Origin of the sequence: Demequina sediminis (genome assembly GCF_030296675.1) — a bacterium.
Taxonomy (GTDB): domain Bacteria; phylum Actinomycetota; class Actinomycetes; order Actinomycetales; family Demequinaceae; genus Demequina; species Demequina sediminis.
Window position 1 is genome coordinate 2,052,024 of record NZ_AP027736.1, and the last position, 13,032, is coordinate 2,065,055.

Annotated in this window: 9 protein-coding genes, 2 tRNA genes and 3 pseudogenes; 6 read left to right on the top strand and 8 right to left on the bottom strand. The window is 68.3% G+C overall.

The genetic code is table 11. From position 1 onward, the window contains the following. Positions 1-425: 425 nt before the first annotated feature. Together QUE44_RS10515 and QUE44_RS10520 are read right to left on the bottom strand one after the other, a co-directional pair. Positions 426-827, bottom strand: a pseudogene (locus tag QUE44_RS10515) (transposase); the annotation flags it as partial. 33 nt (positions 828-860) lie between these two features. After that, a protein-coding gene (locus QUE44_RS10520) for an IS3 family transposase (protein ID WP_286214475.1) occupies positions 861-2,026 on the bottom strand; the annotation gives its coding sequence in 2 pieces (ribosomal slippage) (positions 861-1,739 and positions 1,742-2,026; 1,164 coding nt in all). Positions 2,027-2,095: 69 nt separating this feature from the next. Between QUE44_RS10520 and QUE44_RS10525 the strand changes: the two genes are divergently transcribed. The 4 genes and pseudogenes from QUE44_RS10525 to QUE44_RS14170 all read left to right on the top strand — a co-directional run. Continuing rightward, entirely contained in the window at positions 2,096-2,572 is a 477-nt protein-coding gene (locus QUE44_RS10525) for a single-stranded DNA-binding protein (protein WP_286214477.1), read from the top strand. Positions 2,573-2,587: 15 nt separating this feature from the next. Next, entirely contained in the window at positions 2,588-3,247 is a 660-nt protein-coding gene (locus QUE44_RS10530) for a hypothetical protein (RefSeq protein ID WP_286214478.1), read from the top strand. After that, positions 3,231-3,431, top strand: coding sequence for a hypothetical protein (locus QUE44_RS10535; RefSeq protein WP_286214479.1), 201 nt, complete (start codon positions 3,231-3,233; stop codon positions 3,429-3,431). Before QUE44_RS10530 ends, QUE44_RS10535 begins: the two co-directional genes overlap by 17 nt. Before the next feature lie 150 nt (positions 3,432-3,581). Next, a pseudogene (locus QUE44_RS14170) lies at positions 3,582-4,661 on the top strand (recombinase family protein); the annotation flags it as partial. A 610-nt stretch (positions 4,662-5,271) separates the two neighbouring features. Here QUE44_RS14170 and QUE44_RS10545 read toward each other — a convergent pair. The 4 genes from QUE44_RS10545 to QUE44_RS10560 all read right to left on the bottom strand — a co-directional run bounded on the left by QUE44_RS10545 (position 5,272) and on the right by QUE44_RS10560 (position 7,301). Further along, a tRNA-Ala gene (locus QUE44_RS10545) sits at positions 5,272-5,344 on the bottom strand. Positions 5,345-5,480: 136 nt separating this feature from the next. Beyond that, positions 5,481-5,554 (bottom strand) — tRNA-Ile (locus QUE44_RS10550). Between the two features lie 99 nt (positions 5,555-5,653). Continuing rightward, on the bottom strand, positions 5,654-6,394 hold the full coding sequence (locus QUE44_RS10555; RefSeq protein WP_286214481.1) for a DUF3566 domain-containing protein: 741 nt from the start codon (positions 6,392-6,394) through the stop codon (positions 5,654-5,656). 232 nt (positions 6,395-6,626) lie between these two features. Beyond that, the gene (locus tag QUE44_RS10560; RefSeq protein ID WP_286214482.1) at positions 6,627-7,301 is read right to left on the bottom strand and encodes a TetR/AcrR family transcriptional regulator; all 675 of its coding nucleotides are present in this window, start codon (positions 7,299-7,301) and stop codon (positions 6,627-6,629) included. A gap of 200 nt (positions 7,302-7,501) precedes the next feature. Between QUE44_RS10560 and QUE44_RS10565 the strand changes: the two genes are divergently transcribed. Next, positions 7,502-7,993, top strand: a complete 492-nt coding sequence (locus QUE44_RS10565) for a DUF6326 family protein (protein WP_286214484.1) — start codon at positions 7,502-7,504, stop codon at positions 7,991-7,993. Between the two features lie 91 nt (positions 7,994-8,084). Here QUE44_RS10565 and QUE44_RS10570 read toward each other — a convergent pair whose 3' ends face one another. Next, positions 8,085-9,599: a catalase gene (locus QUE44_RS10570; RefSeq protein ID WP_345378837.1), complete on the bottom strand. Its 1,515-nt coding sequence runs from the start codon at positions 9,597-9,599 to the stop codon at positions 8,085-8,087. 150 nt (positions 9,600-9,749) lie between these two features. Continuing rightward, positions 9,750-10,376 (bottom strand): annotated as a pseudogene (locus QUE44_RS14175) (Fur family transcriptional regulator); the annotation flags it as partial. 17 nt (positions 10,377-10,393) lie between these two features. Between QUE44_RS14175 and QUE44_RS10575 the strand changes: the two are divergent. Continuing rightward, positions 10,394-12,889 (top strand): FAD-dependent oxidoreductase, encoded by a 2,496-nt coding sequence (locus QUE44_RS10575; RefSeq protein ID WP_286214488.1) that lies wholly within the window; start codon positions 10,394-10,396, stop codon positions 12,887-12,889. Positions 12,890-13,032: the final 143 nt, after the last annotated feature.

Genomic DNA, 13,032 nt, shown 5'->3' on the forward strand with positions numbered 1-13,032 from the left:
ACTGATGACCTTCATTGGCGCCTTCTTGATCTCCACTCTCGTCTTCGGCCCCACGATCAGCGGCACCCTAGACACTCCCCCACGCTACCGAGCGAACCGGCAGACCCGATCGAACACGACTCACACCACCCCACAGACTCCTAGCTGGCGGCTCTGCGTGACGGGGGCAAGGGATGAAGCATGTGTAGACCTGCGCGACGAACAGTACAGCGCCCGCAACCACGACGACCGCGCGGCGAACTACCACGCTTCCAGTTCCGCACACCCGCGGAAGCCCGTGCGATTCGTGCCAATCCTTGCCCGCACTGCGACTGTCCGCGCACCGGTCGGCCCAGCGACGTACGACTGCGTGAAGCTGATCATCGTCCGCTCGGGCTCGGCGCTTCTGTCTGGCGATTTCGGCGAGACGGTGGTTGAGGGGCTCTTCACAGATGGGGCTGTAGTTGTGGCCTGAAGCCGCCGGCTTCGAGCAGCGAGCGGGCGATGTAGTGGGTCAGGTTCCTGAAGCCCAGGGCTGAGCCGCGTAGGTGCTCGAGTCGGCCGTTGATCGCTTCGGTGGGGCCGTTCGATGTTCCGGGGTGGTCGAAGAAAGCGAGGATGTCGTGGGCTCGGTTGTTCAGCGTGCGGCCGAGCCGGCGCAGCTCGACGAGTGCGGCCGGGATGCCGGTGCGTAGCGACTCGATCAGCGCCGCGAAGTCGGCGCGCGCAGCAGCCCGGTCGGGGTTGCGGTAGGCGGTGATCATCCGCTGGTAGACGCCCCAGGTGACTTCGACCTCAGCGTGGTCGTCGGCGTCGAAGAGGGCGTCGAGCCGGTCCCACTGACGTTCGGGTCTGCCGCACCGATAGGTGACAGGGGTTAGTCACGCGGCGAGGGCCACGTTGGTGGTCATGATGGTCTCGTATTCGATGGGCGTCAACTTGCCCAGGGCGGCCTGTCGGCGTCGGCGGTGGTAGGTCCGCTCGATCCAGGTCACGATCGCGATGCGCAACTCCTCGCGGGTGTCCCAGGAGCGTCGGTCGAGGACGTTCTTCTGCAGGAGTGCGAAGAAGGACTCCATGGCTGCGTTATCCCCGGCCGCACCGACACGGCCGATCGATCCGACCATGCTGTGGCGCAGCAGAGCGTGGACCAGCTTCCTGGAACGAAATTGCGATCCTCTGTCGCTGTGCAGCACGCAACCGGCGACATCACCCCTGCGTGCGACCGCATTGTTGAGCGCGTTGACGGCCAGGCGGGAGTTCATGCGCGAGTCGATCGAGTATCCCACGATGCGGTTGGAGTACAGGTCCTTGACCGCGCACAGGTACAGCTTGCCCTCAGCCGTCCGATGCTCCGTGATGTCCGTCAGCCACACCTGGTTCGGTGCGTCCGCGGTGAAGACCCGCTGCACGAGGTCGTCGTGGACCGGCGGGCCGGCCTTGCCCTTTTTGCCCCGGCTCTTCTTACCGAAGGTGGACCACCAGCCGTTGTCACGGCAGATCGCCCAGCCGGTGCGTTCAGCCATCGGCTCACCGGCCACACGGGCCTCGTCGACGAGGAACCGGTAGCCGAACTCGGGATCGTCAACGTGCGCAGTGTGAAGGGCGTTGGCGCGGTGGGCAGCGACGAGTTCGGCGTCGGTGATGGGGGTGGCCAGCCACCGGTAGTAGGGCTGGCGGGCGAGCTTGAGTACCCGGCACGTCACCGCGACGGGGATCCCGTCGACGGCGAGCTCTTTCACGAGCGGGTAGAGCGTTTTCCCGGTAGATGCGCCTGGGACAGGTACGCGGCCGCACGGCGCAGGACCTCGACCTCTTGCTCGAGGAGGCGGATTCGCTTCTTCGCCTCACGCAGCTCGGCGGAATCGGTGCGCGTCACGCCGGGCTTGACGCCGTCGTCGATGTCGGCGCGACGCATCCACTTCTGCAACGTCATCGGATGAACCCCGAAGTCACGGGCGATCTGCTCGATCGTGACACCGGGCTCACGGTTACGCGCGACACGGACCACGTCGTCACGGAACTCACTCGGGTAGGGCTTAGGCACAGCAACATCCTTCCAGGCCACCCGAACGGGCAAGCCAGATCAGATGTCACCACTCAGTGCGGCAGACCCATGACTATTCGTACGCAGCAGTCTCTGACGGGGTTCATCGCGACCGATCCGCAGCTGACCTACACCGAGAAGGGTGAGGCGAGGTTCTACGCACGGGTCGGGCAGGAGAACTACCGACGTGAGCAGGACGGGTCGTTCACCAAGCTCGAGCCCGACTTCCACAACCTCGTGATCTACCGCGCGTCCGCCGAGCGCGCCTACGAGCGGTTCGCGAAGGGCGACAGCTTCGTCGCCGAGGGCTACGCCCACGAGTACTCCTACACCCGCGACGGGCAGCAGATCGAGGGTGAGGAGTTCGTGGCCAAGAAGATCGGCCACGACACCGCCCGCACCACCTACGACGTCGCGCGCACCCGCCGCGACGAGCCCGCCCCTGACCGGGACGCGGGCCGTGACGGACCAGCACGCAGCGCGTCGACGCGGACCGAGCCCTCCCGCAGCGCGAGCGCGAGCCGGCAGCTCGCGCTCGGACTGTGACCGGAGGCCACGGCGATGAGTGAGCATGCGCCTGCGGTCCCGCCGGAGCCGGACGAGCCCGAACCCGACACGCCGCCAGCCGATCCCGCTGCGCTGTCTGACCCCACGGACCAGACAGCGGCCGAGGTGCGAGTGCTCGACGAGCCCCCGCACCCGGTGAACTGGAACCTGCTGACCGCCAAGCAGGCCGTGATCGAGTGGCGGGAGCTGAACGCCTGGGTGGACTGGCTGCGCCACGCCTACGGGCTACCCGCAAGCGTGGTTCCGCCCTTCTGGTATCGCCACACCGAATTGGTGTGGGAGCTGTCCGCGCTGCACCTGCATTGGCTGTGCAGCTACGACCCCGAACAAGACGGGTCAGCAGCGATCGGCTGGCACCACGACTTCGCCGAAGCCAGGCTCCGGCTGCGGGATTGGGTAGCCGCCTCGGGCACCAGGGTCGATCGTGACCGTCCGACCCGTCAGGCCGTCTGGCCCGGCGATGACGCCCCCGAGCCGGTCGAGGAGCGCCTGATCGCTGACCGGGACGCGGACTTCGTGGCCTTCGTCAACGCCGACCTCGCCCGCCGACGCGACGCCGAGGAGAAGTTCTACGCTTCCCTCCACGCCCGAGCCGCTGACGGTGACGCGCGCGGGTCGGACGAGTGGGTGCACGGCGATGGTGCGTTCCTATGACCGCAAGACCGGCCGGGCCGACGCGGACCGGCCGGTGCGGGTGCGGTTTGTCGAGCGGGAGCAGATCGACGCCGAGAAGGTCGCCGAGGTCCTCATCCGTCTCGCCTTGCGTGCTGCTGGGGACGGCACCGCCACCGGAGACACCGGCCAACACCTCCGCGGTCTGCTCCAGTCGCGGAGGTAGACTGGAGGGTACGAACTACGATCACGGCGCCCTTGGCACCCGACCGTAAACCCCGCACCTCGGGGTGTTCTTTTCGCGAATCTGACGTGACCGCCACCCGGCGCCCCAGCCGCCCGACACCCGTCGGGCATCTGAAAGGCGGTCACCCTGATGACGCTCACCGACCTCCCCTCCGGCCTGGACCTACGCGCCCTGCGCGCTCTGGCCGCAGGCAACCCTGGCCCATCCCAGAAAGCTGACGAGCCGCTGGCCGAAGGGCTGGTGCCGGCGGTCTCCTACCTGCGGGTCTCGACCAAGGACCAGGCCACCCGTAACGGCCTCGAAGAAGGACTGTCCATCCCGGCCCAGCGTGAAGCGGCCGCCAGGAAGGCCGAGCAGCTCGGCGCGGTCATCGTCAAGGAGTTCATCGAACCGGGCGAGTCGGCCAAGACGGCGCGGCGGCGTGCGTTGCAGGAGATGCTCGACTACCTGTCTGCGAATCCGGTGCGGTACTGCATCATCAATAAGGTCGACCGGCTCGCCCGCAACCGGCTGGATGACGCGATCATCCACGCCACTCTGCGGGGTGCGAACATCATCCTGGTCTCGGTGACGGAGAACACCGATGAGACGCCCTCGGGGATGCTGATGCACGGCATTCTCGCCTCGATGGCGGAGTTCTACTCCCTCAACCTCGCCCAGGAGGTCACCAAGGGCATGGTCCAGAAGGCCACCCTCGGTGGTACCCCCACGAAGGCGCCACTGGGCTACCTCAACGTGCGCACCACTGACTCCAAGGGCCGCGAGGTCCGTGACGTGCAGGTCGACCCCGAGCGGGCCGAGCTGGTGCGGTTCGCGTTTACCGCCTACGCCACCGGGGAGGAGTCGCTGTCCTCTCTCGCCCGGAAGTTGAAGACCCGCGGGCTCACTACACGCCCCACACCGTCCCAGCCGGCCCGTCCGGTGACGACCACGGCGTTGCACAAGATCCTGACGAACCCCTACTACCAGGGCACCGTCACCTTCCGCGGCGTCACCTACGACGGTGCCCACACCACACTCGTGGACTCGGATACCTGGCTGCGCGTGCAGACCCAGCTCGACGCGAAGAACGCCGTCGGCGAGCGCCCGCAGAAGTACGACCACTACCTCAAAGGCAACCTGTACTGCTCGTGCGGGGCCAAGCTCATGATCGAACGGCCCCGGGACAAGAACGGCGACCGGTACGAGTACTTCACCTGCTCCGGCAGGCGGAAGAAGAAGGGCTGCACCCGCTCCGCCGTGCTGGCGCCACGGGTCGAGGACCGGATCGACCGGGACTACGGCACCAACGGCCTCGCCGCCACCGAGGCCGAGCACGTCGCGTCGGTGCTGCACCGAGTGTTCAGCCAGCTCGAAGCCTCCAGTGACAACGAACGCAAGCTCCTCGAAACGCAGCGGGACAAGCTGGAGGCCGAACGCCTCAAGCTCGTCCAGGCCCACTACGCCGACGCGATCCCACTTGATCTGCTCAAGACCGAACAGGACCGTATCCGCACCAGTCTGGACGCGATCACCAACCGCCTCGACGCGCTCGCGACCACCTACCGCGATGCCCACGACGGGCTCGATCAGATCCTCGGCGTCCTGACCGACCTCGGCGACCTCTACGCCCGATGCGAACCTACTGAACGCCGCATGCTGAACCGTGCGCTGTTTACCAAGATCGTCGTCGACGAAGACGAGAACGTCACGTTCGTCCCTGCCGAGCCCGCAGCGACCGTCCTGGCCCACGCTCACAGCGGTGGGACGACCGATCCGGGCCCGGACGCGAACCTGCCCCGCCATCAGACGGGGCAGGTTTCGATTTTCTCAACTTACGTGGAGCCTAGGGGAATCGAACCCCTGACCTCCTGCTTGCAAAGCAGGCGCTCTACCAATTGAGCTAAGGCCCCCGGTGGTCATCTGACCGGGTGATGGACATCGTCCCATAGGTCGCGATGCGAGTTCTCGGTGACGAGCACGTAGAGGACGGCTCCCGCCGCGACGGCGGCCGCCAGAATCAGCGTCATCTTCATCGCATCACCTCGGTGGGCCCAGGAGGACTTGAACCTCCGACCTCTTCGTTATCAGCGAAGCGCTCTAACCGCCTGAGCTATGGGCCCGTCCCGCGGCGTCAGTGCCGCGGCGATAAACGATACCGCAGGCCAGGCGCGAACCAAAATCGCGCCCGCCGCGGGCCGTGCGTGAGGCAGTCGCCCCTGTTAGTCGTCCGTGAGGGTGACGTAGACGCCGCCCACGACGGAGGAGACCACGTTGTACAGGAACGCGCCGATCGTCGTGAGCGCGGTGATGAGGACCACGTTCACGACCGAGACCAGGATCGCCGCGCTCATGACCTTGTTGCGGTCGAAGAACTGCATGATGTTGATCTCGTTCTCGGGTGTGAAGAGCTGCAGCACCCACTCGTTGACCAGGGCGAAGAAGCCCATGCCGTTGAGCACGTTCCAGATGACGAAGACCGCGACCACGAGCATGATGCCCAGCGCGATCGACATGAGGAAGCCCAGCTTGAGCGCGGACCACGGGTCCACGCGAGAGAGCAGGACGCGCGCCTTGCGCGGTCCACCCTTGCTCGACGGCGTCGCGAGGTCATCGCCCGCCTTGAAGCTCTCCGCGGCGCGGCCCGCGAGATCCTTGAGCTTCGCGGTGCCCGTGCCGAGCGCTCCCTGCAGGGGCGAGTGCTCCTCGCGGGGCGCAGCGGCGGGCGCCGGAGTGGCCGGGGCGGGAGCGGCAGGCGCGGACTGCGGCGCGGACGTCGTGGGGATGCCGCCCGGTGCGGACTGCGGGCGCAGCTGGGTGCGCTGGGGGATCGAGCCGGTGGTGGGTGCGGACGATGCGGGGGCAGCCTGCGCGGGCGCCTGCGGCGCGGCGGGAGGCTGGGGAGTGGTCGGCGTCTGCCCGGTGGTGGGTGCAGTGGCGGGAGCCTCAGGGGACACGGGCATGAACGCACGCCTCGCCGGGATGGACCCGGTGGTCGGCTCGGCCGGACGGGGGTGTACAGGCCCCTGCTCGGCGGCGTGGTGCGGTCGTCCGCGTTCATCCAGGCTCCCTGTCATCTGACACGCGTCTGCGGTCTCGTCCTCCGCGCGAGGGCGCGCGGACATCCGTCTAAGCGTAACCGAGCCCTGTGCGGAGGTCACGCTCGGGCGCGGCCGCCACGGCATCGTCCCGTCGCTATCCCCGCGCCCTGAGTGATTCCAGCGCCGCGAGGATGAGGTCGAGGCCGAAGTCGAACTCGCCTGCCGGCTCATAGCCGTCGGCCATGAGCGCGGCCGCCGACTCGTGGAGGTAGGGGAACTCGTCGGCAGGGAGTTGGGGCAGGTAGACGTCCTCGGTGAGGTCCGCGAGTCCGCCGGCGGTGTCGAAGGGGAGGCTCGCCTCCTGGAGCGCGAACCCGTACACGTAGCTGTCCAGCAACCAGTTGGCATGCGCCGCCATGACGATGCCGAAGCCGGCCCGCCGCAGGCAGGCAGTCACCGCCTCGCGGTGGCGGAGGTTGGCGGGCCCCGGCGTGGTGCGCGACTCCATCAAGGCGATGGCCCATGGATGTCGTGCGAGGACCTGCCGGGCGGAGGCCGCCCGCAGCCGCATCGCCGCCTGCCAGTCCAGGTCCTCGGGCGGCAGATCGATTTCGGCAAAGACGATGTCGATCATGGCGTCCAGCAGCTCGTCCTTGCTCGCCACGTAGTGGTAGATCGACATCGCGCCCGCACCGAGGTCGCGCGCCAGCCGACGCATGCTCAGTCCGTCGACGCCTTCGCTGTCGGCGAGCCGGAGGGCCTCGGCGACCACCAGCTGCTTGCTCAGCCCGGGCTCCGAGCCCTCGGGGCGCCGCTGCGGTGCAGTCACGGGTCTCCTCACTCGATCTCTGGCCTTGACAATCGTACGGTGTACTGCACATAGTACAGCGTACGACGTACGGTGTACGGCACACGGTGTACGAAGCCCCGAGGCGGCGGCGTCCCGCGACACTTCCCGCCCGTACCCAGGCACGCCACCACCGGCCGCCACTCCGGCGAACGGACCACTCCCACACGAAGGACAACCCCATGACCACCCGACCCGCGTCTGCGGACCACCTCGACCACGCCGCCCTCCCCGTGCAAGCCAAGCTGGCCGCGGCGTGGACCAGCTTCATGCTCCTGTACGTCTACGTCGACTACTTCCACCTCTACAAGCCCGGCACGATCGACGGGATCTCCAACGGAGTCGTCTTCGAGTTCGACATCAGCCCGGCTCTCATGACCGGATTCCTCGCGCTCATCGCGATCCCGTCGCTCATGGTGATGCTCTCGATGACGCTGCGCCCGCGCGCGAGCCGGGCGGTCAACCTGATCGTCGCCTCGCTGTACGTGCCCGTCACAGTGTTCAACGCCGTGGGGGAGTCGTGGGAGTGGGCCGCCTTCTACGCGCTCTCCATCGGACTCGAGCTCGCGATCCTGGCGGTCATCCTGAGGTCCGCGTGGGCGTGGCCTCGCGCCGCCACCGGAGCGACGGGCGCGACGAACCGCCGTCCCGCGGGCGCGCTCCAGGAGGGCTGAGCAGGCCAGCGCGGAAGCAGCGCGCGCCGGTCCCGGACACAACTCCGGCCCGGCCCCCGCGACGGGGACCGGGCCGGAGGCGAACGTCGCGTCAGACCTGGACGGGCTCCGCGGCGGTGCCGGGCTCGCCGGCCTCGATCGGGGCACCCTCGGCGGCCAGCGCCGCACGCAGCTGCGCACCCAGGCCCGCGTCGACGGACGTCCAGTACTGGATCGCCCGCTCGCGGATCTCGTCGGAGACCACCGCGCCCACGTGACCCGTGATCTGGTCGAGGAAGCGCGCGCGTGCGGCATCGTCGAAGACCTCGCGATACAGCGTGCCCGCCTGGCCGAAGTCATCGTCCTCGGAGTGGAGCGTCGCTGCGGCGCGCACCATCTCACCATCGGTCTCCCAGCCGCCCGACTCCGCCGCCCGGGCCGGGTCGGCGTGCGCGCCGCCCGTGCTGTTGGGCGCGTAGACCGGGGTCTCGGGCGAGGCGAACGAGTAGCGCATCGCGCCGTCCTTCGCATACGAGTGACCGTGCGGGTCGGCGTTCTTGGGCGCGTTGACGGGAAGCTGCGCGTGGTTGGTGCCCACGCGGTAGCGGTGCGCGTCCGCGTACGAGAAGATGCGCGCCATCAGCATCTTGTCGGGCGACGGGCCGATTCCGGGGACAAAGTTCGACGGCGCGAACGCGGCCTGCTCGACCTCCGCGAAGTAGTTCGCGGGGTTGCGGTTGAGCTCCATGACGCCCACCTCGATGCGGGGGTAGTCCGCCTTGGGCCACACCTTGGTGAGGTCGAAGGGGTTGAAGCGGTAGGTCGCCGCGTCCGCGTAGGGCATGACCTGCACGTACAGCGTCCAGCGCGGGAAGTCGCCGTCCTCGATGTGCGTGTAGAGGTCGCGGATGTGGTGGTCGGCATCGGACCCGGCAAGCTGCGAGGCCTCGTCGTTGCCCAGGCTGTGCACGCCCTGCTCCGAGATGAAGTGGTACTTCACCCAGAAGCGCTCTCCGGCGGCGTTGATCCACTGGTAGGTGTGCGAGCCGTAGCCGTTCATCTCGCGCCACGAGCGCGGGATGCCGCGGTCACCCATGAGCCACGTCACCTGGTGTGCCGACTCGGGCTGCAGCGACCAGAAGTCCCACTGCATGTCGTTGTCGCGCAGGTGCGAGCCGGGCAGGCGCTTCTGCGAACGGATGAAGTCGGGGAACTTGATGCCGTCCTTGATGAAGAACACCGGCGTGTTGTTGCCCACCAGGTCGTAGTTGCCCTCGGACGTGTAGAACTTCAGCGCGAAGCCGCGCGGGTCGCGCCACGTGTCGGGCGAACCCTGCTCGCCGGCAACCGTGCTGAAGCGCGCGAACATCTCGGTCTCGACGCCGGGCTGGAACAGCGCGGCACGCGTGTAGGCGGACACGTCGTTCGTCACCGTGAACGTGCCGTAGGCGCCGCCGCCCTTGGCGTGCACCACGCGCTCGGGGACGCGCTCACGGTTGAACTGCGCCAGCTTCTCGACCAGGTAGTGGTCGGTGAGCGAGATGGGTCCGTCGGTGCCGACGGACAGCGAATGCTGATCCGAGGCGACGGGCGCGCCCGCGTTCGTGGTCGTGAAGTGCTGGGACATTGCTGCTCCTTCAGTGGGGGATGACGGGGGACGATGCTCCGCTACAGGCGGCGCACACCCCCAGAACGTGACCTCGGCCTCGGTCAGGGTGAAGCCGTGGGTGGTCGAGGGGGTGAGACACGGTGCGTGACCGACGACGCAGTCGACGTCGGCGATCTCTCCGCACCGCGTGCACACGACGTGGTGGTGGTTGTCGCCCACGCGCAGTTCGAAGCGCGCGGGGTGATCGGCCGGCTCGATGCGACGGGCCAGTCCGTGCTCGGCGAGGTCGTGCAGCACGTTGTAGACGGTCTGCAGCGTGACCTCGGGGGCCTGCCCGCCGGCCCCGGAGCCCACCGCGGCGTGGACGGCATCGGCCGACGAATGCGGGCGGCTCGCGAGCGTCTCGAGGATCGCGACGCGAGGCGCAGTGACGCGCAGGCCTGCGCCGCGGAGCAGCGCGGGTGCGTCGACGGGGATCATGCCTCCACCGTAGTGGCTTCTTTTGAGTAACTCAAATCTTTCCTTGGCCTGTCCCCGCGGCTCCGCCACACGCCGCGACCCCAGTGGGACCGTGGTGGTCGGTTCTGGCCGGTCGGAGCGCGTCATGGGACGGCCATGGTCGCGCGCGTGTGGCGGAGCCGCGAAAGTGTGTGGCGGAGCCGCGCTGGGGGAGGGCTGAGCGAGCACTGAGGGAGGACTGAGGGAGGGCTGGGGAGCCGTGCTGGTGGGCCGTGGGCGTGACCTTCGACCCTCCTCGCGATATACCCCCGGGGCTATCGTCGAGATCAGAGCCATATACCCCAGGAGGGATCATGAAGCTGGTCGTTGTCGGCGGAGTCGCCGCCGGAGCATCCACCGCCGCACGCGCACGCCGCCTCGATGAGCAGGCGGAGATCGTCGTCTTCGAGCGCGGCCACCACGTCTCGTTCGCGAACTGCGGCCTGCCGTACCACGTGGGCGAGGTCATCACGGAGCGCTCGCGCCTGCTGCTCCAGACCCCCGAGAGCCTGCGCGAATCCCTCAACCTCGACGTTCGCGTGGGCACGGAGGTCATCGCGATCGACCGCAAGAAGCGCACCGTCACGGTCCGCGAGGTCGACTCGGGCAAGGAGTACACCGAGTCCTACGACAAGCTCGCACTGTGCATGGGCGCCGAGCCCGTGCGCCCACCCCTGCCCGGCATCGACCACCCTGCGGTGGAGGTGCTGCGCAGGATCGGCGACATGGATCGCATCAAGTCGCGCCTAGACGATGCCCTCGCGGCTCAGAAGGCGGGCCGCCGGGGCGTCGTGACGGCCGTCGTCGTGGGTGCTGGATACATCGGCCTCGAGATGGCCGAGAACCTCCACCACCGGGGTGTGCGCGTCGACGTGGTCGAGCTCGCCGACCAGATCCTGCCTCCCGTCGACTCCGACATCGCGGCCCCCGTCGAGCAGCACCTGCGCTCGCGCGGCATAGGCCTGCACCTGTCCACCGCCGCGGCCGCCTTTCAGCCGCTCGCCGACTCCGACGGTCCGAACAGGGTCAGCGTCGAGCTCACCTCGGGCACCACGGTGAAGGCAGACCTCGTCATCCTCGCCGCTGGCGTACGGCCCGCGGTCGACCTCGCCAAGGCGGCCGGGATCGAGCTGGGCGAGCGCGGCGGCATCAAGGTCGACACCGGCATGCGCACGTCGGATCCCCACATCTGGGCGGCGGGCGACGCGGTCGAGACTCCTCACCCCGTCCTTCCCGGCTCGTACCTGGCGCCGCTCGCGGGACCGGCCAACCGTCAAGCGCGCGTCGCGGCGGAGAACATCTGCGGGCGCGACACGCACTATCGCTCGACCCAGGGCACGAGCATCGTCAAGGTCTTCGACATGGTCGCTGGCGGCACGGGAGCCACCAAGCGGCAGCTCGACGCCGCGGGTGTCGAGTACCGCGTGGTGCACGTCCACCCCTCGGGTCACGCCGGCTACTACCCGGGCACCGCGATGATGCACATCAAGGTGCTGTTCTCCCCCGACGACGGGCGCGTCCTCGGCGCTCAGGCGTGCGGCTTCGACGGCGTCGACAAGCGACTCGACCTGTTCGCGATGGCGATCCGCGCCGGACTCACGGTCTACGACCTCGAAGAGCAGGAACTCGCCTACGCGCCGCCGTTCGGCTCCGCGAAGGACCCCATCAACATGGCCGGCTTCGTGGCCTCCAATGTGCTGCGCGGCGACCTCACCCTCTGGTACTCCGAGGACTTCCCCTCCGCGACCGAGGGCACGCGACTGGTCGACGTGCGCACGCCCGAGGAGTACGACATCTGGCACATCCCCGGCGCCGAGAACGTCCCGCTCGCCACGTTCCGCGACGCCATCGCGGACTGGGACCGCACGCAGCCCGTGCGGCTGTACTGCGCGGTGGGATTCCGCTCCTACCTTGCGCACCGCATCCTGGTACAGAGCGGCTTCGCGGATGTCGCGACGCTGTCGGGCGGCTCGACCACCTTCACCCACATCCACGGCCACGCCGAGTCCTACGAGCCACAGCCGCCGATGGAGAACTACGCCGAGAAGGTCTCGGTCGCCTCGTCGGTGGCCGCGGCGACGGGACAAACCACGGACCTCGACTGCACGGGACTCGCGTGCCCGGGACCGATCATGCGTCTCGCAGGCGCGATGAAGGCGGCGAACGCCGGTGACGAGATCCGCGTCACCGTCTCCGATCCGGGCTTCGCGCTCGACGGTCCCGCATGGGCCTCGAAGAACGGTCACACCCTCGTGAGCATGGACCCCAAGGGGCCGGGCTACGTGGCAACCTTCCGCAAGGGAGGGGTGGCCCCCGTGACGGCATCGTCCCCGCAGGGCAAGAACAAGACCTCGATGGTGGTCTTCTCGGGCGACCTCGACAAGGTGCTGGCCGCCTTCATCATCGCGAACGGCGCCCTCGCGATGGGCGACGACGTCTCGATGTTCTTCACCTTCTGGGGCCTCAACGCGCTACGCCGCGTCGACCCACCCAGGCGGGAGAAGAAGGCGATGGAGAAGATGTTCGGGGCGATGATGCCGCGCGGTGCGGACAAGCTCACGCTGTCGCAGATGCACATGGCCGGTGCGGGCACCGCGATGATCAAGAACGTCATGAAGCAGCACGACGTCCAGCCCCTGCCGGAGCTCATCGCATCCGCACAACAGGCCGGGGCGAGGCTCATCGGGTGCACGATGACGATGGACCTGCTGGGCATCGCGCAGTCCGACCTCCTCGAGGGGGTCGAGTTGGGCGGCGTCGCGACCTTCCTTGGTGAGGCCAACGAGTCGGGCACCACGCTGTTTATCTAGGTCACCCGACCCACACCGCGCTCACTTGCGGCTCCGCCACAGACTGCTCAACTGTGGCTCCGCCACAGACTGCTCACCTGTGGCTCCGCCACACAAGCCGCCCCAGCATCGGCCCCCAACGGCCTCCACAACCGCGACACGCC